The sequence below is a fragment of the Streptomyces sp. NPDC087422 genome, from assembly GCF_044744145.1.
Taxonomy (GTDB): Bacteria; Actinomycetota; Actinomycetes; order Streptomycetales; family Streptomycetaceae; genus Actinacidiphila.
Window position 1 is genome coordinate 140,723 of record NZ_JBIUXT010000007.1, and the last position, 21,979, is coordinate 162,701.

The window sequence follows — 21,979 nt, forward strand, 5'->3', positions numbered from 1 at the left end:
GATGACGACCGACCTCGTATGGCTCCTCATACGGCAGGACGAGAGCGGCAACCGGTACCGGGTCGGGCGCTACGCCACCCGCGCCGAGGCCGAGCGCGTCGCGGCCACGCTGAACGGTCCCGGCCTCAACCGGGACCAGCAGCAACGGCGTTACGTGATCGAGCGGTTGACGCCGCGCGCCGTGCAGTCCTCGTAACGGGTTCGCGCCGCGCGCTGTGCGGGTCGCGGGTCTCCGTCTTACGTATCCTGCGTCGCATGACCGAACGTGTGGTGGTGGGCGGGGCCGTGCTCGACGCCGGACGGCTGCTGGCCGCGCGGCGGACCGCGCCGCCCGCGCTGGCGGGACGCTGGGAACTGCCGGGCGGCAAGGTCGAGGCGGGGGAGAGCCCGCCGGACGCGCTCGTGCGCGAGCTGCGCGAGGAGCTGGGCGTCACGGTGGAGCCCCTTCAACGCGTCCCCGGCGCCTGGCCGTTGGCCAACGGCCTCACCCTGCACGTCTGGACCGCCCGCCTGGTGAGCGGCACGCCCAGCCCCCTCCAGGACCACGACGAGCTGCGCTGGCTGCTCCCCGCGCAGACCTCCGACGTCGACTGGCTCGACCAGGACCGCCCGGCGGTCGAGTGGGCGACACGCCTTCTGGTCGGCTGACGGCCTGAGGGTAGGGTTTTTCGGTGTCCGCGACCGAGACGGGGGATTCGATGCTGGTGCAGGTGGAACGCGACGGTGTGGTGCTGGTGCTCGGCCACCGGGTGGGCGAGGGCAGGCCGCTGCTGATCGTTCCCGGGGTCATGGCCGACGCCGTGTCGTGGCAGCCGGTGGTGGACGCGCTTCCGGCCGGCCGGCCGGTGTACGTACTGAACCGGCGCGGCCGACGGCCCAGCGGTGAGCTGGGTGACGGATACGGGGTCGGCACCGAGGTCGCGGATCTGCGGCGGGTGCTCGACGAGGTGGCCGGGCGGCACGGCGGCGACGGCGGGGTGGACCTCTTCGGCTGGAGCTACGGCGGCCTGATCGCGCTGGAGGCCGCGACGCGGCACTCCGGCGTGCGTTCCCTGACCCTCTACGAGCCGGTGGTGCGGCCCTTCGGCGCGCAGGTGCTGGACTCGCTGCGCGCGGCCGACGCGGCCGGTGACCTGGACCGGGCCGTGGAGATCGTCAACCGGGACGTGTCCGGATTCTCCGCCGAGTACGTCGCGGAGCTGCGCCGGAGCCCGGCCTGGCAGGTGCTGCGGCCTCTCGCCGCGCCGCTCGGGCGCGAGCTGACCGCCCTGAACGAGCACCACGCCGACCTGGCCGCCTACGGGAAGCTCGACATGCCCGTCACCCTGCTGATCGGCGGCGACAACGACGGCGCCGGGCCCTACTGGGAGCCCTTCGCCCGCATCGCGGGCGCCATGCCCCGCGCCCGCGTCCACGTCATTCCGGGCCAGGGCCACCTCGCCCACGTCCAGGGCCCGGCCGCCCTGGCCGCCGCCCTCACCCAAGCCCTAGCCCTAGCCTGACGGCCCCGCCCGCCCTCGGCCCGCCCTCGCCGCACCTGCCCCCGGCGGGACCCCGCCGCACCTGACCCCGTGTCCGCCCTCGCCGCACCTGCCCCCGGCGCGGACCCCGCCGCGCCCGGGGCTTTCCGTGCCACCGACCCCGACCCCTGGTCGCATCTGGCGCCTGCGCCTGGCCAACCCGGCCGCCCTCGGCCTCCAGCCGGCCCCGGCCGACTCCCGACCTCGGGCTCCCGTCGCTAGCGCCGCTCCAGGCGTTTCCCGCGCCGCTGGCTTCGCCCCCGCCGCGCCTGGCGCTCCCGGCTCCGGCCGACCCCGGACCCCGGCCGCCTCCGCCGCCCGCGCCGCGCCGCGCGCTTCCCGCTGGCCCCGGCCTCCCGGCCGACCCCGGCCGTTGCGCCGTCTCCCCGTGGCCCGCGCGGTATCGGGGTGTTTGGGGGAATATCGGGTAAGAGGGATAATTCCCACTGACAGTGGCCGGGGCGGAACCGGCCCGACCCGGTCGGGGGTGACGCATGAGCGCCAGCGGCGGCGATGGCCCTGAGGCGTCCCCGAACCGCGCCCCGGACCCCGCCGCAGGCGGTCCCGCTGAGGTCAGCCCGGACCCCGCCGAGGGCGGCCAGGTCCCCGCCGATGGCGGTCCTGCGGAAGGTGGCCAGGCCCCCGCCGAGGTCGGCCCAGCCCCCGCCGCAGGCGGCCAGGTCCCCGCAGGGGAGAGCCACCCGGCGGGGGAGAGCCACCGGGCCGGGGAGGGGGAGCCGGGGGTGGGGCGGCCGCATCGGCATCATCATCCGGATATGGATCCCGATCCGGAGTCGTGGGGTGAGGGGCGGGGAAAGAGCACGGGGACGCTGCTCGACACACTGCGGGTGGCGGTCGTCATGCTGGACACGTCGGGGCGGGTGCTGCTGTGGAGCCCCCTGGCACAGGAAGTGCTGGGCTGGGCGGGGGAGCACATCGTGGGCCGCCGGGTGGGCGGACTGTTCGGGCCGCCCGAGAGCCCGCCGGGACACTCCCCGCGGCGCGGGCCGGACGAGATCCCGCGGATGCCGGACCCCAGCCCCGCCGAGCAGATCCTCGCCGACCTGCTGCGAGGGGGCCGCTGGGACGGCATCCTCTCGCTGCGGCACCGCGACGGCCACACCGTCCAGGTGGAGACCCGTGCCTCGCTGCTGGTCGACGGCGACGGCCGCCCCTTCGTCCTGGCCTCGATGGTCGAGACGAGCCGCCTGCGGACGCTGGAGCACGACCTCGCCGCCCTCGACTCGCTCTTCGACTCCTCACCCCTCGGCGTCGCCATCTTCGACCGCGACCTGCGCTACGTACGGCTCAACGAGGCGCTGGCGGCGATGAACGGCAGGCCCGTCGCCGACCACATCGGCCACACCGTGCGGGAGGTGCTGGACGAGCGGTCGGCCGCCGACCTCACCGCGCTCCAGCGGGACGTCCTGGCCACCGGGCGGCCGGTGATCGACCTGGTCACGTACGCGCCGCACGGCCGCGGCCACCGCTCGCTGTCGTACCACCGGCTGGTCGACCGGGCCGGGCGGGTGCTGGGGATCAGCGCTACCGTCATCGACGTGACCGAGCGCGTGCAGGCCGCCGCGAAGGTCGAGCGGGCCCGGCGGCGGCTGGCGCTGCTCAACGACGTGGGCACCCGGATCGCGAACGTGCTGGACGTCCGCCGGTGCGCCGAGGCGCTGGCCGCCGCCGTCGTGCCGACCTTCAGCGACTACTCCGGGGTGATCCTGCACGCCGAGGTCGCCGACGGCGGCGAGCTGCCGACCGCGCCGTACGGCGACAACACCCCGATGCGGCAGCTCGGCACGGGCGCGGTGCGCTGGGGGCCCGAGGTCGAGCGGATGATCCTGACCGGGCAGCCGATCCGCTTCACCCGCAAGTCGATCTTCGGCACGGTGCTGACCACCGGGCAGCCCCGGATGGTGAGTTCGGAGGAGGAGCTGCTGGCCACCACCTTCCCCGGCGACCCGAAGGTGCGCGCGGCCATCGCGCTCGACGTCCACTCGCTGCTCGTGCTGCCGCTGCGGGCCCGCGGCGTCGTCCTCGGCCTGCTGGTGGTCAGCAGGGCCCGCGAGCGCGAGCCGTTCGACCACGACGACCTGGCCCTCGCGATGGAGCTGGCCAACCGCGCGGGCGCCGCCCTGGACAACGCCCGGCTCTACGTCCGCGAGCGCGAGGGCGCCCTGATGCTCCAGCGCAGCCTGCTCCCGCAGAGCGTCGTGGAACCGCCCGGCGTCGGCGTCGCCTTCCGGTACGTGCCCGGCAGCAGCGGCGCGGAGGTCGGCGGCGACTGGTTCGACGTGATCCCGCTGGCCGGGGGCCGGGTCGCCTTCGTCGTCGGCGACGTGATGGGCCACGGCCTGGGCGCGGCGGCCACCATGGGCCGGCTCCGTACCGCCGTACGGACGCTCGCCGGGCTCGACATGCCGCCGGACGAGCTGCTGCGCCGGGTCAACGAGCTGGGCGACGACCTCGCGCAGGGCCAGGCCGAGGGCTGGATGGCCACCGCCGTCTACGCCGTCTACGACCCCTCGACGCGCCGGATCGCCATCGCGCAGGCGGGCCACCTGCCGCCGGTCCTGGTCGAACCCGTCACGCGGGCGCCGGGCGGCGAGGAACCCGATGCCCACCCGGACGAGTGCCATGCCCGGCTGGTCGAGCTGCCCTCCGGCGTCCCCCTGGGCGTCGGCGGCGTACGCTTCGAGACCACGGAGCTTGCGGTCGCCGACGGCACGGTCCTCGTGCTCTACACCGACGGCCTGGTGGAGACCCGCGGCCAGGACATCGGCGAGGGCCTGGAACGGCTGCGCCAGACGCTGTGCCGCCCGCTGCCCTCACTGGAGGACTCCTGCGACGACGTGCTGGCCATCATGCAGCCGGGCCGCGAGCCCGACGACGTGGCGCTGCTGATGGCCAGGCTCGGCGGGCTGCCCGCCGGATCCACCGCCTCCTGGACGTTCCCCGCCGAGCCCAGCGCCGTCCGGCTGGCGCGCCGCCGGGTCCGTGACACCCTGGTCGAATGGGGTCTCGCGCAGCTCACCGACGTCACGATGCTGCTGGTCAGCGAGCTGGTCACCAATTCGCTGCGGTACGCGCACGGACCGATCGGTGTACGGATGGTGCGCGGCGGCTCGCTGCTGGTGGAGGTCTCCGACCCGCTGCCGGACCCGCCGCGCGAGCGGATCGCCACCCTGGAGGACGAGGGCGGCCGTGGTCTGCAACTGGTCGCACGGGCCTCACGGCGCTGGGGAACGCGTCACGGACCGTTCGGAAAGACCGTCTGGTTCGAACTGGCTCTGCCGTGACGCGCGCGATGATTCACGGGAGCTGTGCCGGGTATGCCGAAGACGCGGGAGCGAGGGGTGTGACCGCGCTGTCCCGGGGACGGTCCCCGTACCCCAGGAGCCGAGATGATGCTGTGATCGACAAGACCGTGTGCTGGACGGTCCTCATGCTGAATACTCGGCTCCAACCGGTCCATGTGTGCTGAGCTGGAGGGGTCGGGCGAGTGAGCGACATGCCAGCGAGGGCGGTACCGCCCCGAGACGACACGGACGCGGTCGACGCGGTCTGGCAGTCGAGTCCGCCCGGTTCGCTCTACGACTACATACGCGTGGCGTCGTTCTCGCTCGACGGTGACGGCCGGATCGACCAGTGGAGCGCGCGGGCCGCGCAGTTCTTCGGCGTACCGGCGGAACGCGCGCTCGGCCGCGACCCGGTGAACGCCTTCGCGCCCGAGCACGTACGCGAGCGCGCGCACGAGCGCCTCGCGGAGATCCTCGACGGCCACGAGTGGACCGGACTCGTGCCGTACCGGGACGCCTCGGGCGGCCAGGGCCTGGCCGAGGTCTACGTGATGCCCGCCGACCACGGCGCGCTGTGCATCGCGGTCGACGTCGCCACGCTGCGCCAGATCGAGACCGATCTGGCCGCCTCCCAGGCGGTGTTCGGGCAGTCGCCGATGGGCTTCGTGCTCTTCGACACCAGCCTGCGGCTGATCCGGGTCAACGAGCGCTTCGCGACCGTCTTCGGCCGTGAGGCCGAGGAGAACCACGGCCGCGGCCCGCACGACTTCCTCTCCCGCGTCGAGGCCGACCGGCTCAGCGCCGCGCTGCGCCAGGTGCTGGAGACCGGCGAGCCCGTCCTGGACATGCCGCTGGTCGGCACCGTGCCCGGCGATCCGGGGCGGCGGCGCTGGTCGATGTCGCTGTACCGGCTGCACAGCGGCACCGGGCGGCCGATCGGCGTCGCGGGACTCGCGATGGACGTCACCGGACGTCAGCGAGCCGAGCGCGAGGCCGCGCACGCCCGCCGCAATCTCGCGCTGCTCAACGAGGCGGGCGCCCGTATCGGCACCTCGCTCGACCTGGAGACCACCGCGCGCGAACTGCTGGACGTCGCCGTCCCGCACTTCTGCGACATCGCCTCCGTCGACCTCTACCAGGCCCTGCTGTCCGGCGCCGAGGATCTGACCGGCACCACCGACGGCAGCGGGGACGTGCGCCGGGTGGCGTTCGCCAGTTCCGTGTCGGACGCGCCGATAGCGATGGCCGGGGACGACGACGATGTGGCGGACGGCCCGGTCGCGGTCGGCGCCGTGCACCGCTACCGCTTCAGCTCCGCCAGCGCGCGGGCGCTGCGCACCGCGCAGCCGCAGGTGATCGACGGCGACGGGGGGCCCGACCTCGGCGGCACCCTCGTGCAGTCCACGCTCGTGGTGCCGATGGTCGCCCGCGACACCGTACTGGGGCTGGTGCAGTTCTCCCGCGCCAAGGGCAGCGAGCCGTTCGTGGACCGCGACCGGATGCTCGCCGAGGAACTGGCCGCCCGCGCCGCGGTGTTCATCGACAACGCCCGGCTCTACCGGCGCGAGCACGAGCGCGCGCTGATCCTCCAGCGCAGCCTGCTGCCCCCCGACGACCCCGAGGCCGCGGGCCTCGACATCGCCTGCCGCTACCTGCCGGGCAGCATGGAGACCGAGGTCGGCGGCGACTGGTTCGACGTCATCGAACTGCCTGGCCACCGCACCGCGTTGGTGGTCGGCGACGTGATGGGCCGCGGCCTGCGCGCCGCCGTCGCGATGGGCGAACTGCGCACCGCCGTACGGACCCTGGCCGCGCTCGACCTCGAACCCGCCGAAGTGCTGGGCGCGTTGGACGAAGTGGCCAACGGCCTCGGCTCCCCGAACCAGGGCCGCACCCGCCGGGCCAAGGACCGCGGCGGCGCCGACCTGTCCGAGGTCTACCTGGCCACCTGTATCTACGTGGTCTACGACGCGGTCACCCGGCGCTGCACGATCGCCAACGCGGGCCATCTGCCGCCGGTCGTCGTGGAGTCGGGCGAGTCGCCGCTGCTGCTCGAAGTGCCCAGGGGAGTGCCGCTGGGCGTCGGCGGCGAGCCGTTCGAGGAGATCGAGGTCGAGCTGAACGAGGGCGCGCTGCTCGCCCTGTACACCGACGGTCTCGTGGAGTCCCGCAACCACCCGCTGGACGAGGGCCTCGACGCCTTCCGGGACTCGCTGGCCGGGCCGCCGAGACCCCTTGAGGACATCTGCGACCACGTGCTGGCCACCCTGGACACCGCGCACGGCGAGGACGACATCGCCCTGCTGATGGCCAGAATCCGCGGTCTGCCCGCGGAGCAGGTCGGCGACTGGACGCTGGAACCGCGCCCCACGTCGGTGGCCAGGGCCCGCGAGCTGGCCCGCGAGCAACTGCTGAGCTGGGGGCTCGGCGACCTGGTCGACACCACGGAACTGCTGGTCAGCGAGCTAGTCACCAACGCGCTGCGGCACGGCTACGGCGACATACGACTGCGGCTGCTGCTGGACCGCACCCTGGTGTGCGAGGTGTGGGACAGCGCCCTGGTGCAGCCGCGCCGCCGCCGCGCCCGTGACACCGACGAGGGCGGGCGCGGCCTGCAACTGGTCACCATGCTCAGCGAGAGCTGGGGCAGCCGCCGTACCCACCGCGGCAAGACCGTCTGGTTCGAACTCGCCCTGCCCGGCGAGCAGTCCCACTCCAGCGGTCCTTCGGTGGACGAACTGCTGAGCATGTTCTAGCGCCTGCCGCGCGCGGCAGGCGGACGGCCCTCGGCGGTCAGGCCGCGCGGTCCTTGAGCTTGGCCAGTCGCGCGTCGATCTCCGCGCTGTCGCCGAGCGCGTCCAGCGACTCGAACTGCGCGTCGAGCGAGGACGCGGCCAGCTCCTCCTTGCCCTTGGCCCTGGCCTCCTCGCGCCGCACCTTGTCCTCGAAGCGGCCCAGCTCGCTGGTCGGGTCGAGCACGTCGATGTTCTTGACCGCGTCCATCATCTGGTTCTGCGCCTGCGCGGACTTCGCGCGCGCCACCAACGAGTCGCGCTTGCCCTGGAGTTCGCCCAGCTTGGCCTTCATCGAGTCCAGGCCGGACTTGAGCTTGCTCACGATCTCGTTCTGCGAGGCGATCGTCGGCTCGGCCGTCCGCGCCTCCTTCTCGGACTGGAGCTGACGGCCCAGCGCGATCTTGGCGAGGTTGTCGAAGCGGTCGGCCTCCGCGGCGTTGCCCGAGGCGCGCTGCTCGTCGGCCTTCTTGCTGGCCGCCAGCGCCTTGTCGCCCCACTCCTTGGCCGCCGCGACGTCCTCGGCGTGGTCCTGCTCCATCAGCCGCAGATTGCCGATGGTGGTGGCCACCGCCTCCTCGGCCTCGCGGATGTTGGTGGTGTAGTCCCTGATGAGCTGGTCCATCATCTTCTGCGGGTCCTCGGCCTGGTCGAGGAGGGCGTTGATGTTGGCCTTGGCGAGCTGGGTCACCCGGCCGAGGACGGTCTGCTTCGTCATGGTCGTACTCCTTGCGTGTCCGTATCCGTGAGCCAGAAAGGGCCGGAAAGAGGGGCCGGAAAGTAGGGGCCGGAAAGTAGGGGGCCGGAAAGGAAGGGGCCGGATAGAAGGGGCGTCAGGGGAGTTCAGAAGCGGCCGCCGCCGCCCATCCGGCCGCGGGTCTGGCCGCCGCCGAAGCTGCCGGGTCCCGAGCCGCCGCCCCCGAAGCCCCCGCCGAAGCCGCCGCCGCCCCGGCCGCGCCCGCCGCCGAGGATCTCGCCGAGGATGATCCCGCCGAGCACCGCGCCGCCCATGCCGCCGCCGGAGCGCCGGCCGCCGGGCCCGCCGAAGCCCCCGCCGTACCCGCCGACGTCCCGCCGGGCCGCGTCCTGCGCCTGCCGGGCCAGCCGGTCCGCCTCCTGCGCGTGCGCCAGCGCGCCCGCCGCGTCGGAACCGGCCAGCGCCTCGGCCTGCTGGAGCCGCCGTTCCGCCTCGGTGAGCCGGGTACGGGCCTGGCTGCCGACCGCGCCGCGGTTGGTGGTGACCATGTCGCGGGCGGCGGCCACCTCGCTGCGCGCCCCCAGCAGCGCCTGGTCCAGCAGCCCGCGCGCCCGCTGCTCGCTGACCTCCCGTTCGCGGGCCCCGGCCAGCGCCTCGTCCAGCGCCGCGTCCGCCTCCTCGACCCGGCGCAGCCCGGCGATCGGGTCGTAGCGCCCCGCCGCCAGCTCCTGCCGTACGTCGGCCACGACCGTCTCGGCGCGGGCGATCCTGCCCTGGAGGTCGGCGGTGGAGACCCCGGCGGCGGTGCCGCCGAGCAGGCCGCGGGCCTCGGCGAGGTCGGTGTCGGCCTCGGTCAGCGCGTCCCGCAGCTTCCCGTCGGCCTCCGCCAGCTCCTGGGCCCTTCGGGTGACGGAGTCGGTGAGCATGACCGCCTGGTCCAGCGCGCCCTCGGCGGCCCGTACGTACACGGCGACCTTGCCGTGGTCGGTGCCGACGGCGGCCCTGGCCTGTACGAGGCTGGCGTGGGCGAACTCCAGCCGGTCCCTGGCCTCTGCCGGGTGGCCGGTGACCGGGTCGAGCGCGGCGTCCGCGTACTTCTGGGCCAGCGGCGCCAGGGACGCCTCGGCGGTGTCGATCCGGCTCGGCAGCGCCGCCGCCTTCGCCTCGGCCTGCTCCAGCACCTCCGGCGCGTTCGCCTCCAGGGCGCGCAGCCGGTCGAACGCCTCGGACTCCGCGTCCAGCCGCCGGTTGGCCTGGGTGCAGCGGGACAGGATCTCGTCCAGCATCTGCCGGCGGGTCGCGTCGTCCTCGGGTATCGCGTCGTCGAGCTGCTGGCGCAGCCGGAAGGCCGCGGTCAGCTCGGTCTTGGCGTACTCGACGGCCTCGGCGAACGGCCGCGCGGCCTCCTCGCCGAACTGCGCCGCCGCGAAGCCCACGTCCTCCTGGCTGGTGCGGACCGCGTCGTCGGTCTCCACCAGCAGGTGCTTGGCCTGCGAGTCCAGCTCGGGCAGCGGGGTCGGCTGCGGGGCGCCCCAGCCGCGCTCGCCGGGCGCCGGGCGGGCGGGCTGCCGCGGGCCGCGCTTCCTGCGGAACGCCCACACCCCGACCGCGCCCGCGGCGCCGACGGCCACCACCGGAATCCACAGGTCGGCCGCGGAGTCGCCCGGGGGCGCTCCGCTGCCGCCCGGGTCCGCGGTGCCGGGGGTGATCGAGGGGACGGTCACCGGAAGGCCGCTGAGGACCGCGTCGTAGCCGGTGGCCGCGCCGATCGCGGCGCCCGCCCAGTCGTTCTGCCGCAGCGCGGGCTCGACGGCCTGGCTGCTGACCTCGTTGAGCTGGGCCGCGGTCAGGCCGGAGTCCTGGTCGGCGGAGACCGCGTACTGCCGGTCGTGGGTGGCCACCGCCAGCAGGACGTCCCGCTGGCCCAGGCCGTTCTTGGTCGCGGTCGCGTTCGCCCAGTCCTGCGGAGCGCGGCCGGAGAAGGTGCGGACGTACGCCACGAAGAGCTGGACGCGCTGCTTCTGGTAGAGGCCGTCCAGCGCCGTGACGACCTGCGGCTTCCGGTCGCCCAGCGCGCCGACCTTGTCGGTTATCTGGCCGGACCTGGACAGCGTGATCGGGTCGTCCGCCCGTGCCGACGGCGCGCCGGACAGCAGCATCAGGGCGCCGAGCGCCGCAACGATTCCCGCGAGTCGCCGCATGCGTACCGCGCCCTTCGCCGCGCCACGGCCGCTTGCCGCGTGCTCCTTTTCGGAGGCTATGTCCGGTGTGTCCGGAGCGCGACTCGGAGTTCCGTTTCTGTTCCCGCCAGCCCGCCAGCCCGCCAGCCCGCCTCCTCCCCCTGCCTGCCCGCCCCGTGCGGGGCGGGCAGGCAGGCGGGCAGGCAGCGGAGAGGGGGAACTACTCGCCGCGGCGGCGGATCTTGTTGCCCAGCCAGATCAGCGGATCGTACTTACGGTCCACCGCCCGCTCCTTGAGCGGAATCAGCGCGTTGTCGGTGATCTTGATGTGCTCCGGGCACACCTCGGTGCAGCACTTGGTGATGTTGCAGTAGCCGAGCCCGTGGTCCTCCTGCGCGGACGAGGCGCGGGTCAGACCGGCCTCGGAGGCCGCGTCCAGCGGATGCATGTCCAGCTCCGCGATCCGCATCAGGAAGCGCGGCCCGGCGAACGACGTCTTGTTCTCCTCGTGGTCGCGCACCACGTGACAGGTGTCCTGGCACAGGAAGCACTCGATGCACTTACGGAACTCCTGCGAGCGCTCCACGTCGACCTGTTGCATCCGGTACTCCCCGGCCGCGACCCCCTTCGGCGGCACGAAGGCCGGGACCTGCCGGGCCTTGTCGTAATTGAAGGAGACATCGGTGACCAGGTCGCGCACGACGGGGAAGGTCCGCATCGGCGTGACCGTGATCGTCTCCTCCGGTGCGAAGACCGACATGCGGGTCATGCACATCAGCCGGGGCCGTCCGTTGACCTCCGCGCTGCACGACCCGCACTTGCCCGCCTTGCAGTTCCAGCGGACCGCCAGGTCGCCCGCCTGGGTGGCCTGGAGGCGGTGGATGATGTCGAGCACGACCTCGCCGTCGTTGACCTCGACCTGGTAGTCGCGCAGCTCGCCGCCCTCGGCGTCACCGCGCCACACCTTGAAGTGCGCTTCGTAACTCACCCGTCGAGCTCCTCGTCCGTCAGGTATTTGAGCAGCTCGTCCCTGTCGAAGAGGTCGAGCAGGTCGCCCCGGATCGGGTCCGTCGCGCGCCGGCGCAGACCGATCTGGCCGTGGTCGGGGTCGGTGGCCGCCAGGCCCCCAGTGGGGTCGGCCAGCTCGCAGACCAGATTGACCTTGCGCCAGGCGCGGTCCATCTTCGGATGGTCGTCGCGGGTGTGGCCGCCGCGGCTCTCGGTCCGCTCCAGCGCGGCACGCGCCACGCACTCGCTGACCAGCAGCATGTTCCGCAGGTCGATCGCCAGGTGCCAGCCGGGATTGAACTGCCGGTGCCCCTCGACGCCCGCCCGCCGCGACCTGGCCCGCAGCCCGGTCAGCCGGTTCAGCGCGTCCTCCATCTCGGGACCGCGCCGGATGATGCCCACCAGGTCGTTCATCACCTGCTGGAGCTCCTGGTGCAGGGTGTACGGGTTCTCCGCGGGCCGCGCCCCGCCCGCCTGCGCGCCCCCGGCGGCCTCCGCCGCGTCCGCGTCCTCCGCGCTGAACGGCCGCAGCGCCTCGGCCGCCGCGGTGTCGATCTGCTCCTCGGGTACGACGGGACGCGCGCCCTCGACGAACGAGGCCGCGTACCGCGCCGCGTGCAGCCCGGCCCTGCGGCCGAAGACCAGCAGGTCGGAGAGCGAGTTGCCGCCCAGCCGGTTGGAGCCGTGCATGCCGCCCGCGACCTCGCCCGCCGCGTAGAGCCCCGGCACCCCGCGCGCCGCGGCGGTGTCCGGGTCCACGTCGACGCCGCCCATCATGTAATGACAGGTCGGGCCGACCTCCATCGGCTCCGCGGTGATGTCGACGTCCGCCAGCTCCTTGAACTGGTGGTGCATCGACGGCAGCCGCCGCTTGATCTCCTCGGCGGGCAGCCGCGTCGACACATCGAGGAAGACGCCGCCGTGCGGGGTGCCGCGCCCGGCCTTCACCTCGGAGTTGATCGCGCGCGCCACCTCGTCGCGGGGCAGCAGCTCCGGCGGTCGGCGGTGGGTGTCCGGGGCGGAGTACCAGCCGTCGGCCTCCTCCTCGGACTGCGCGTACTTCTCCTTGAAGACGTCCGGCACGTAGTCGAACATGAACCGCTTGCCGTCGCTGTTGCGCAGCACCCCGCCGTCGCCGCGCACCGACTCGGTGACCAGGATGCCCTTCACCGACGGCGGCCAGACCATGCCCGTCGGGTGGAACTGGATGAACTCCATGTTGATCAGCGGCGCCCCGGCCAGCAGCGCCAGCGCGTGCCCGTCGCCGGTGTACTCCCAGGAGTTGGACGTCACCTTGAAGGACTTGCCGATGCCGCCGGTCGCCAGCACCACCGCGGGCGTGTCGATCACGAACAGCCGCCCGGACTCGCGCACGTAACCGAAGACGCCCGCGACCTTGTCGTCCTGCTTGAGCACGCGGGTGACCGTGCACTCCTGGAAGACCTTCAGCCGCGACTCGTAGTCGCCGGTCTCCGCGAAGTCCTCCTGCTGGAGCGAGACGATCTTCTGCTGGAGGGTGCGGATCAGCTCAAGGCCCGTACGGTCGCCGACGTGCGCCAGCCGCGGGTACTCGTGGCCGCCGAAGTTGCGCTGCGAGATCTTGCCGTCGGGGGTGCGGTCGAACAGCGCGCCCCAGGTCTCCAGCTCCCAGACCCGGTCGGGAGCCTCCTTGGCGTGCAGCTCCGCCATCCGCCAGTGGTTGAGGAACTTCCCGCCGCGCATGGTGTCGCGGAAGTGCACCTGCCAGTTGTCACCGGAGTTGACGTTGCCCATGCTGGCCGCGATGCCGCCCTCGGCCATCACCGTATGGGCCTTGCCGAACAGCGACTTGCAGATCACGGCGGTACGCATGCCCCGCTCCCGGGCCTCGATCGCGGCCCGCAGCCCGGCGCCGCCCGCGCCGACCACGACCACGTCGTACGCGTGCCGTTCGACTTGTGTCATCTCAGAAGAACCTCGGATCGTCGAATACGCCGCTGGAGACCAGATAGATGTAGAGGTCGGTGAGGCCGACGCTGATCAGGGACGACCAGGCGAGCAGCATGTGACGGCCGTTGAGGACGCCGACCCAGCCCCAGAGGCGGTAGCGCACCGGGTGCGCGGAGAAGTGCCTGAGCTTGCCGCCCATGATGTGCCGACACGAGTGGCACGACAGCGTGTACGCCCAGATCAGGATGATGTTCACGAGCAGGACGACCGTGCCCAGACCCATGTGGCCCCAGCGGTCGTGCTCGTCGCGGAAGCCGAGCACCGTGTCGTAGGTGAGGATGCCCGCCACCGGCAGCGCGAAGTAGAAGAAGTAGCGGTGCACGTTCTGCAGGATCAGCGGCAGCCGCGTCTCGCCGGTGTACTTCGCGTGCGGCTCGGCGACCGCGCAGGCGGGCGGCGAGGCCCAGAAGCCCCGGTAGTACGCCTTGCGGTAGTAGTAGCAGGTCAGCCGGAAGCCGAGCGGGAAGACCAGCACCAGCAGGGCCGGTGACAGGCCCCACCAGTCGCCGAACAGTGGCCAGTTGGCGCCGCCCTTCATGTCCGCGCAGTTCGACGCCAGGCACGGCGAGTAGAACGGCGAGACGTAGGGCGCCGCGTAGTAGTGGCTGTTGGCGAAGGCCCGCCAGGTCGAGTAGACGACGAAGGCCGCCAGGCCGAGCGCGGTGACCAGCGGTGGCACCCACCACCGGTCGGTCCGCAGATGCCGTTCGGAAATGGCCGCGCGCCCCGGCGTCAGGACGCCGCGGCGCGCGGTGGGGGAGGGGGTGGTTCCGGTGGCCAAGGAGGACTCCGAAGGAACGGGGGAGGGGACGCCGCCGGGTGCGGGCGCCGAGGGGTGCGGGGGTGGTACGGCCGCCGCGGGCCGGTGCCGCGCGCTACGGCGCGTGCCGGTGCGGCGAGCCCAGCCCCTCGTCCTCCGCGTCGGCCCACAGGCCGCGGTCGTACGGCGCGTCCGGGATCGTCACCATCTCGACCTTGCGGATGCCCGCGGTCGTCGGGACGGCCTCGTGCAGCAGAGCCAGGCTCTCCCGCAGATGGGCCGCGTCGGCCCGCACCCTGCGCATGTCCAGGCTGTCGCCCACGTGCTCGTCCAGCCGCCCGACGCAGCGCATCAAATCGTCGAGCCGCCGGGTGACCGACGTCAGATCGTCTTGCAGGGACATACGGATGCCTCACCTTCTCCGCCGTGCGGGGGTGATGCGGTTGATGACGCTGCCGCGCCTGGAAGTGTCGCGCGTCACACCTTCGGTTGGGAAGACGCGTGCACCAATTCCCCTCCGGGGCGGTTCGCCGGTCTCCGGGCGCGCCGCCCGCCCGGCCACCCCGCCCGGCCACCCCGCGCAGTCCCCCGCGCCCCTCATGGGCCGCCCCCCGCGCCAAGGGGCCGTCCGGGTGGAAGAGCGGGGCATTGCGGTCGTGTCGGGGCGGAGAGCCGCTCCTCGTCCCCTCCACTGGGAAGTGATTACCCGGAAATCAGGCCAAATGAGTATGTCCCCGGTCTATGCCGGGCCGCCGGAGGTGTCCGATCCATGAACCGCAGCGCGAACCCACCCGTATTGCGCGCCGCCGTGGCGCTGACCGCCGGGGCGGCCATGACCCTGACCGCCTGCTCCTCGGGCGGCGGCGCCGCCGGGACGGCGGGCACCGACATCGCGACCGTCTCGCGCGCGGGCGTCCGCGACGGCGGCACGCTGCGCTGGGCGACCGATGAGCTGCCCCGCACGCTGAACGCGTACCAGGCGGACGCGGACGCCGACACGCTGACGATCGCGGGAGCCACCCTCCCGGCGATGTACCGGCTCGACGGCCACGGCTCCCCGCGGGCCGACAGCGACTTCCTGGCGAGCGCGGACGTCGCGCAGTCACCGCGCCAGGTGGTCACGTACCACCTGAACCCCAAGGCGAAGTGGAGCGACGGCCAGGCGGTCGGCGCGGCCGACTTCGTCGCCCAGTGGAAGGCGCTGAACGGCAAGAACAGCGCCTTCTGGACGGCCCGCAACGCCGGTTACGACCGGATCTCCGACGTCCGGCAGGGCAAGGACGCCCAGCAGGTCGACGTCACCTTCGCCAGCCCGTACGCGGACTGGAAGTCGCTGTTCAGCCCGCTGTACCCGAAGTCGGTGACCAGTGACGCGGACACCTTCAACGACGGCGTGCGCACCAAGCTGCCGGTCGTCGCGGGCCCCTTCGCGGTCGAGGCCGTGGACACCAAGAAGGGCACCGTCACGCTGGACCGCAACAAGGCGTGGTGGGGCGAGCCCGCCAAGCTCGACCGGATCGTGCTGACCGCCGTGCCGGTGGACAAGCGCCCCGCCGCGCTCGCCGCGGGCACCCTCGACCTGGCCGAGATCGACCCCGGCGCGGTCACCGCCGTGACCGGGACCAAGGGCCTGGCCGTACGGAAGGCGCCCGACGCCGCGTACGCGCAGCTCGCCATCAACGGCAGTACGGGACCGCTGGCCGACGAGCGCATCCGGCACGCCGTGGCCCGCGCCATCGACCGCAAGGCCATCGCCACCGCCGTGCTCAAGCCGCTCGGGCTGCCCGACGAGGCGCTCGGCAACCACCTGGTGCTGCCCTCGCAGGACGGCTACCGCGACAACAGCTCGGCGCTCGGCACCAACGACGTGCAGCAGGCCCAGGCGCTGCTGGCCGACGCGGGCTGGACGCGCAGCAACGCCAAGACCGGCGACCAGGCGGCCGGCGGCCCCGGCCGTACCGCGGCCTCCGGCGCCGTCACCGTCGTGGAGCCCGCAGCCGCCGTCAGCAAGGCGGGCAAGCAGCTCACCATGCGCTTCGTGCTCCCGGCGGACTCCCCGACGCTGGACGACGTCGGCACCCGGATCGCCTCGATGCTCTCCGGCATCGGCATCCGCACCGAGATCACCAAGGTCGCGGGCGACAGCTACTTCCAGGACCACATCGCCTCGGGCGACTTCGACCTGGCGCTCTACTCCTGGCCCGGCACGGCCTACCCGGCCACCGACGACACCCCGATCTTCGCCAAGCCGGTGCCCGCCCCCGACGGCTCGCTGACCGTGGCGCAGAACTACACGCGGGTCGGCACCGACCAGATCGACCAGCTCCTGGACCGGGCGGGCGGCGAGCTGGACACCTCCGCGGCCCGCGACCTGACCTCCAAGGCCGACGCCCGGATCTGGGCCGCGGCCGGTTCCATCCCGCTCTACCAGCGCCCCGGCCTGGTCGCGCTGCGCACCACCGTCGCCAACGCGGGCGCCTTCGGCTTCCAGACCCCGGACTACCAGAACCTCGGCTTCCGCAAGTAGGCGCGCGCGGTCGCGGAAAACCGTGCGATTACGGGCCCCAAATCCCCTCTGAAGCCAGCCATCGGCGGCCGAGGGGGGTTGGGGCCCGTACCATGGGGTAAGGCCGCGGCGTGACCTTGCCCGGCAGGCGAGCGCGTCAACGAGGAACGCGACGTCCATCCACGATTCCGGGAGAAGCGCCGCAGCATGTCCACGCGCCACGATATTCGTAACGTCGCCATCGTCGCCCACGTCGACCACGGCAAGACGACCCTCGTCGACGCGATGCTCAAGCAGGCCGGCGCATTCGCCGCCCACCAGCATCTCGACGATCGGATGATGGACTCCAACGACCTGGAGCGCGAGAAGGGCATCACCATTCTCGCGAAGAACACCGCCGTGAAGTACCACCCCAAGGGCGGTGGCGATGTCATCACGATCAACATCATCGACACCCCGGGCCACGCCGACTTCGGCGGCGAGGTGGAGCGCGGCCTGTCCATGGTCGACGCGGTCGTGCTGCTGGTGGACGCCTCCGAGGGCCCGCTGCCGCAGACCCGTTTCGTGCTCCGCAAGGCGCTGTCGGCGAACCTGCCGGTCATCCTCTGCGTGAACAAGACGGACCGCCCCGACTCCCGGATCGACGAGGTCGTCAACGAGACGTACGACCTGTTCCTGGACCTGGACGCCACCGAGGACCAGATCGAGTTCCCGATCGTCTACGCGTGCGCGCGGGACGGCATCGCCTCGCTGACCAAGCCGGAGAACGGCACGGTTCCGGCCGACAGCGACAGCCTGGAGCCGTTCTTCTCCACGATCCTGTCCACCGTCCCGGCCCCCACGTACACCGAGGGCGCGCCGCTCCAGGCGCACGTCACCAACCTCGACGCGGACAACTTCCTCGGCCGTATCGCCCTGCTCCGGGTGGAGGAGGGCGAGCTGCGCAAGGGCCAGCAGGTCGCGTGGATGAAGCGCGACGGCTCGGTCAGCCAGGTCAAGATCACCGAACTGCTGATGACCGAGGCGCTGACCCGCAAGCCCGCCGAGATGGCGGGCCCCGGCGACATCTGCGCGGTGGCCGGTATTCCGGAGATCACCATCGGCGAGACGCTGGCCGACCTGGAGAACCCGGTCGCGCTGCCGCTCATCACGGTCGACGAGCCCGCGATCTCGATGACCATCGGTACGAACACCTCGCCGCTGGTCGGCAAGGGCGGCAAGGGCCACAAGGTCACCGCCCGCCAGGTCAAGGACCGCCTCGACCGGGAGCTGATCGGCAACGTCTCGCTCCGCGTGCTGCCCACCGAGCGCCCCGACGCCTGGGAGGTCCAGGGCCGCGGCGAGCTGGCGCTGGCCATCCTGGTCGAGCAGATGCGCCGCGAGGGCTTCGAGCTGACCGTCGGCAAGCCGCAGGTGGTCACCAAGGTGATCGACGGCAAGATCCACGAGCCGGTCGAGCGGATGACGGTGGACTGCCCCGAGGAGTACCTGGGCGCGATCACCCAGCTCATGGCGACCCGCAAGGGCCGCATGGAGACCATGACGAACCACGGCTCCGGCTGGGTCCGCATGGAGTTCGTCGTCCCGGCCCGCGGCCTGATCGGCTTCCGTACGGAATTCCTCACCGACACCCGCGGCACCGGCATCGCGCACAGCATCTTCGAGGGCCACGAGCCGTGGTTCGGCGACCTGCGGACCCGTAACAACGGCTCCCTGGTGGCCGACCGCGCCGGTGTCGTGACGCCGTTCGCCATGATCAACCTCCAGGAGCGCGGCGTGATCTTCGTCGAGGCGACCACGGAGGTCTACGAGGGCATGATCATCGGTGAGAACTCGCGGTCCGACGACATGGACGTGAACATCACCAAGGAGAAGAAGCTCACCAACATGCGCGCCGCGTCCGCGGACAACACCGAGAACGTGGTGCCGCCGCGCAAGCTCTCGCTGGAGCAGTCGCTGGAGTTCTGCCGCGAGGACGAGTGCATCGAGGTGACCCCGGAGACGGTCCGCATCCGCAAGGTCGTCCTGGACCAGAAGGAGCGGGGACGCTCGGCCGCTCGGGCCAAGCGCTGACCGCGCAGCGCCCGTAGGGGCGCGGGGAGCCGCGCGACCAGACTCCGCCGCCGGACGGCGGAGACCGGTCACGCGCTCTCCGCGCCCCTTTTGGGTTTTTCGCACTGTCCGTTATCCGGACGTTCATCTCCGCTCAGCGGCGTAAGAAAGATCACACTGTCCGTTTCGAACCTGTCTGTGTACGTTCCAGATTGTCCGAATTTTGAGCAGGCTCCTCTGCCCATCGTGACCGAAGCGAAACCAGACCCTGTTCCGAGCGACCTCAAACGTGCCCGATAGTGGACGAAGTTGAGCTCGGGTCAATGGGTCACGCGCTGATGGGGAGCGCCGACTCACGAGCACGGAAGGCCAGGCCCTTCTCCTGTCAGGGGTGTCAGGAGTGTCAGCGGCGACCGGCCTTCCTTTCACGTATCGACAGTGACTCCTGAGGAGGCAAACCCATGCGCGGTGCCAAGAGCGCCAAGTGGGTCATAGGCGCGGCAGTCGTCGCCCTCGCGGCAACCGCCTGCGGTTCCGGTGATTCGGACAACAAGGCCGGCGGTTCCAACGACGGCATCGTCAGGGCGTGGTGGGGAGACCCCCAGAACCCCCTGGAGCCGGCGAACACCAACGAGGTCCAGGGCGGCAAGGTCCTGGACATGATCTTCATGAACCTCAAGGAGTACGACCCCAAGACGGGGAAGGCCAACCTTGAGGCCGCTGACTCGATCACCACGACCGACCAGCAGAACTTCACCATCAAGATCAAGCAGGGCCTGAAGTTCTCCGACGGCACCCCGGTGACCGCCAACTCGTTCGTCGACGCCTGGAACTACGGCGCGCTGCTGACGAACAAGCAGCTCAACGCGTACTTCTTCGCGGACATCGACGGCTACGCCGCGGTGCACCCCGACAAGGAGGGCGCCGCCCCGACCGCGAAGACCATGTCGGGTCTGAAGGTCGTGGACGACACCACCTTCACCGTCAAGCTCACCCAGAAGTTCTCCACGTGGCCCGACCGCCTCGGCTACAAGGCGTTCGCGCCGCTGCCGAAGTCGTTCTTCACCGACCACGCCGGCTACCTGAACAAGCCGGTCGGCGACGGCCCGTACATGATCGACTCGTACAGCAAGGGCTCCAGCATGAAGCTGGTCCCGAACCCGAACTACACGGGCCCGAGCAAGCCGAAGAACAAGGGCGTGCTGCTGAAGGTCTACACCGACAGCAACACCGCCTACGCCGACCTCCAGGCGGGCAACCTGGACGTCCTGGACGACGTTCCGGCCGAGCAGCTCAGCCACGTGAAGTCGGACCTCGGCGGCCGCTACCTCAACCAGCCGGCCGGCATCATCCAGACGGTCTCCTTCCCGCTGAACCAGAAGGCGTGGAGCGCCCCCGGCATGGAGAAGGTCCGCCAGGGCCTGTCCATGGCGATCGACCGGAAGACCATCACCGAGAAGATCTTCCAGGGCACCCGCACCCCGGCCACCGACCTCACCTCCCCGGTGCTGGGCGCGGCCGGCGGTTACAGCGACTCCGTCGGCGGCGAGTCGGTCACGTACGACCCGGTCAAGGCGAAGCAGCTCATCCAGGAGGGCGGCGGCATTCCCGGCGGTCACATGACCATCGGGTACAACGCCGACACCGGCTCGCACAAGCAGTGGGTCGACGCGGTCTGCAACAGCATCAACAACGTGGTGGGCAACAACAAGGCGTGCGTCGGCGCCCCCACCGGCACGTTCGCGGACTTCCGCAACCAGATCACCAAGGGTGAGATGACCCAGCCGTTCCGCTCCGGCTGGCAGATGGACTACCCGCTGATCGACAACTTCCTGACGCCGCTGTACGTGACGGGCGCCAGCTCGAACGACTCGCACTACAGCAACCCGCAGTTCGACTCGCTGATCAAGCAGGCGAACTCGGAGCCGGACACCGCCAAGGCGATCGGGTTCTACCAGGACGCCGAGAAGATCCTGATGAAGGACATGCCCGTCATCCCGCTCTGGTACCAGAACGGTGGCGCCGGCTGGTCGTCCCGGGTGTCCAACGTGACGGAGAACGCCTTCAGTGTCCCCGTCTTCACCGACATCACGGTCAACAACTGACCTGATGCGGTAAGCGCGCCCGCCATGGCACCCCGTGGCGGGCGCGCGTTCGGGGGGAACTGACAGCAACCGCTCGCGGTGCGGAGGTCGGCCGGGGTCACAAGCCCCGGCTCACGTCTGCCCCGATCCCTGGAGGACAGATGGGGCGCTACGTCATTCGACGACTGCTCCAGATGGTTCCGGTCTTCATCGGAACCACCTTTTTGATCTTCGTCATGGTCTACGCGCTCGGCGACCCGGTGGCCGCCATGTTCGGCGACCGGGCGCCCGACCCCGCCACGGCGAACCAGATCAGGCACGACCTGTATCTGGACCACTCGCTGCCCGCGCAGTACGGGCACTACATGTGGCAGATCCTCAGCGGCAACTTCGGTACCGCCGCCACCGGGCAGCCGGTCACCGAGCTGATGGGCACGGCCTTCCCGGTCACCATCCGGCTGACCATGGTCGCCTTCGCGATCGAGGCGGTCGTCGGCATCGGGCTCGGCCTGCTGGCCGGGCTGCGGCGCGGACGGTTCGCGGACTCGGGCGTGCTCGCGTTCACGCTGCTCGTCGTGTCCATCCCGACCTTCGTGACCGCCTTCCTGCTCCAGTACTTCGTGGGCGTGAAGTGGGGCCTGGCCAATCCGGCGGTCGCCGAGGGCGCCCCGATCGGTGACCTGATCCTGCCGGGACTCGTCCTGGCCGGTGTCTCGCTCGCCTATGTGGCCCGGCTGACCCGTACCTCGGTCGCGGAGAACTCCCGCGCGGACTACCTGCGCACGGCCGTGGCCAAGGGCCTGCCCAAGCGCCGGGTGGTCACCGTCCACCTGCTGCGCAACTCGCTGATACCCGTGGTGACCTTCCTCGGCACCGACCTCGGCGCGCTCATGGGCGGCGCCATCGTCACCGAGCGGATCTACAACATCCACGGCGTCGGCTACCAGCTCTACCAGGGCATCCTGCGGCAGAATCCGCCGACCGTCGTCGGCTTCGTGACGATCCTGGTGATCGTCTTCCTGGCCGCCAACCTGCTCGTCGACCTGCTTTACGCGGTTCTGGACCCGAGGATTCGCTATGTCTGAG

General features: G+C 71.7%; 15 protein-coding genes. 9 read left to right on the top strand and 6 right to left on the bottom strand.

The features are described from left to right. Position 1 precedes the first annotated feature (1 nt). The 5 genes from ACIO6U_RS23160 (at position 2) to ACIO6U_RS23180 (ending at position 7,581) form a co-directional block, all read left to right on the top strand. Positions 2–196, top strand: coding sequence for an SPOR domain-containing protein (locus ACIO6U_RS23160; protein WP_355348316.1), 195 nt, complete (start codon positions 2–4; stop codon positions 194–196). Positions 197–255: 59 nt separating this feature from the next. Next, a complete protein-coding gene (locus ACIO6U_RS23165) occupies positions 256–648 on the top strand; it encodes a (deoxy)nucleoside triphosphate pyrophosphohydrolase (RefSeq protein WP_401313002.1) in 393 nt (130 codons plus the stop codon). Between the two features lie 23 nt (positions 649–671). Beyond that, positions 672–1,502, top strand: a complete 831-nt coding sequence (locus ACIO6U_RS23170) for an alpha/beta fold hydrolase (RefSeq protein WP_401721808.1) — start codon at positions 672–674, stop codon at positions 1,500–1,502. A 794-nt stretch (positions 1,503–2,296) separates the two neighbouring features. Next, a complete protein-coding gene (locus ACIO6U_RS23175; RefSeq protein ID WP_401721811.1) occupies positions 2,297–4,825 on the top strand; it encodes a SpoIIE family protein phosphatase in 2,529 nt (842 codons plus the stop codon). Between the two features lie 212 nt (positions 4,826–5,037). After that, the gene (locus tag ACIO6U_RS23180; RefSeq protein ID WP_391161743.1) at positions 5,038–7,581 is read left to right on the top strand and encodes a SpoIIE family protein phosphatase; all 2,544 of its coding nucleotides are present in this window, start codon (positions 5,038–5,040) and stop codon (positions 7,579–7,581) included. 37 nt (positions 7,582–7,618) lie between these two features. Here ACIO6U_RS23180 and ACIO6U_RS23185 read toward each other — a convergent pair whose 3' ends face one another. The 6 genes from ACIO6U_RS23185 to ACIO6U_RS23210 form a co-directional block, all read right to left on the bottom strand. Continuing rightward, positions 7,619–8,335, bottom strand: a complete 717-nt coding sequence (locus ACIO6U_RS23185) for a PspA/IM30 family protein (protein ID WP_391049258.1) — start codon at positions 8,333–8,335, stop codon at positions 7,619–7,621. A gap of 125 nt (positions 8,336–8,460) precedes the next feature. Further along, complete coding sequence (locus tag ACIO6U_RS23190; RefSeq protein WP_391049260.1) at positions 8,461–10,515, bottom strand: TPM domain-containing protein; 2,055 nt, start codon at positions 10,513–10,515, stop codon at positions 8,461–8,463. Between the two features lie 199 nt (positions 10,516–10,714). Next, positions 10,715–11,482, bottom strand: coding sequence for a succinate dehydrogenase/fumarate reductase iron-sulfur subunit (locus ACIO6U_RS23195; protein WP_355348299.1), 768 nt, complete (start codon positions 11,480–11,482; stop codon positions 10,715–10,717). Next, on the bottom strand, positions 11,479–13,446 hold the full coding sequence (locus ACIO6U_RS23200; RefSeq protein ID WP_401721816.1) for a fumarate reductase/succinate dehydrogenase flavoprotein subunit: 1,968 nt from the start codon (positions 13,444–13,446) through the stop codon (positions 11,479–11,481). Before ACIO6U_RS23200 ends, ACIO6U_RS23195 begins: the two co-directional genes overlap by 4 nt. A gap of 1 nt (position 13,447) precedes the next feature. Continuing rightward, positions 13,448–14,272, bottom strand: a complete 825-nt coding sequence (locus tag ACIO6U_RS23205; RefSeq protein ID WP_355348294.1) for a hypothetical protein — start codon at positions 14,270–14,272, stop codon at positions 13,448–13,450. A 94-nt stretch (positions 14,273–14,366) separates the two neighbouring features. After that, complete coding sequence (locus ACIO6U_RS23210; RefSeq protein ID WP_355348291.1) at positions 14,367–14,654, bottom strand: hypothetical protein; 288 nt, start codon at positions 14,652–14,654, stop codon at positions 14,367–14,369. Positions 14,655–15,020: 366 nt separating this feature from the next. Between ACIO6U_RS23210 and ACIO6U_RS23215 the strand changes: the two genes are divergently transcribed. From ACIO6U_RS23215 to ACIO6U_RS23230, 4 genes are all read left to right on the top strand, one after another. Next, positions 15,021–16,778, top strand: a complete 1,758-nt coding sequence (locus ACIO6U_RS23215) for an ABC transporter family substrate-binding protein (protein WP_355348288.1) — start codon at positions 15,021–15,023, stop codon at positions 16,776–16,778. Positions 16,779–16,964: 186 nt separating this feature from the next. Beyond that, a complete protein-coding gene (typA, locus tag ACIO6U_RS23220) occupies positions 16,965–18,830 on the top strand; it encodes a translational GTPase TypA (RefSeq protein WP_355348285.1) in 1,866 nt (621 codons plus the stop codon). Positions 18,831–19,270: 440 nt separating this feature from the next. After that, a complete protein-coding gene (locus tag ACIO6U_RS23225) occupies positions 19,271–20,914 on the top strand; it encodes an ABC transporter substrate-binding protein (protein WP_391049267.1) in 1,644 nt (547 codons plus the stop codon). Between the two features lie 140 nt (positions 20,915–21,054). Then, positions 21,055–21,978, top strand: a complete 924-nt coding sequence (locus tag ACIO6U_RS23230) for an ABC transporter permease (protein WP_188285682.1) — start codon at positions 21,055–21,057, stop codon at positions 21,976–21,978. The last annotated feature ends 1 nt before the right edge of the window (position 21,979 follow it).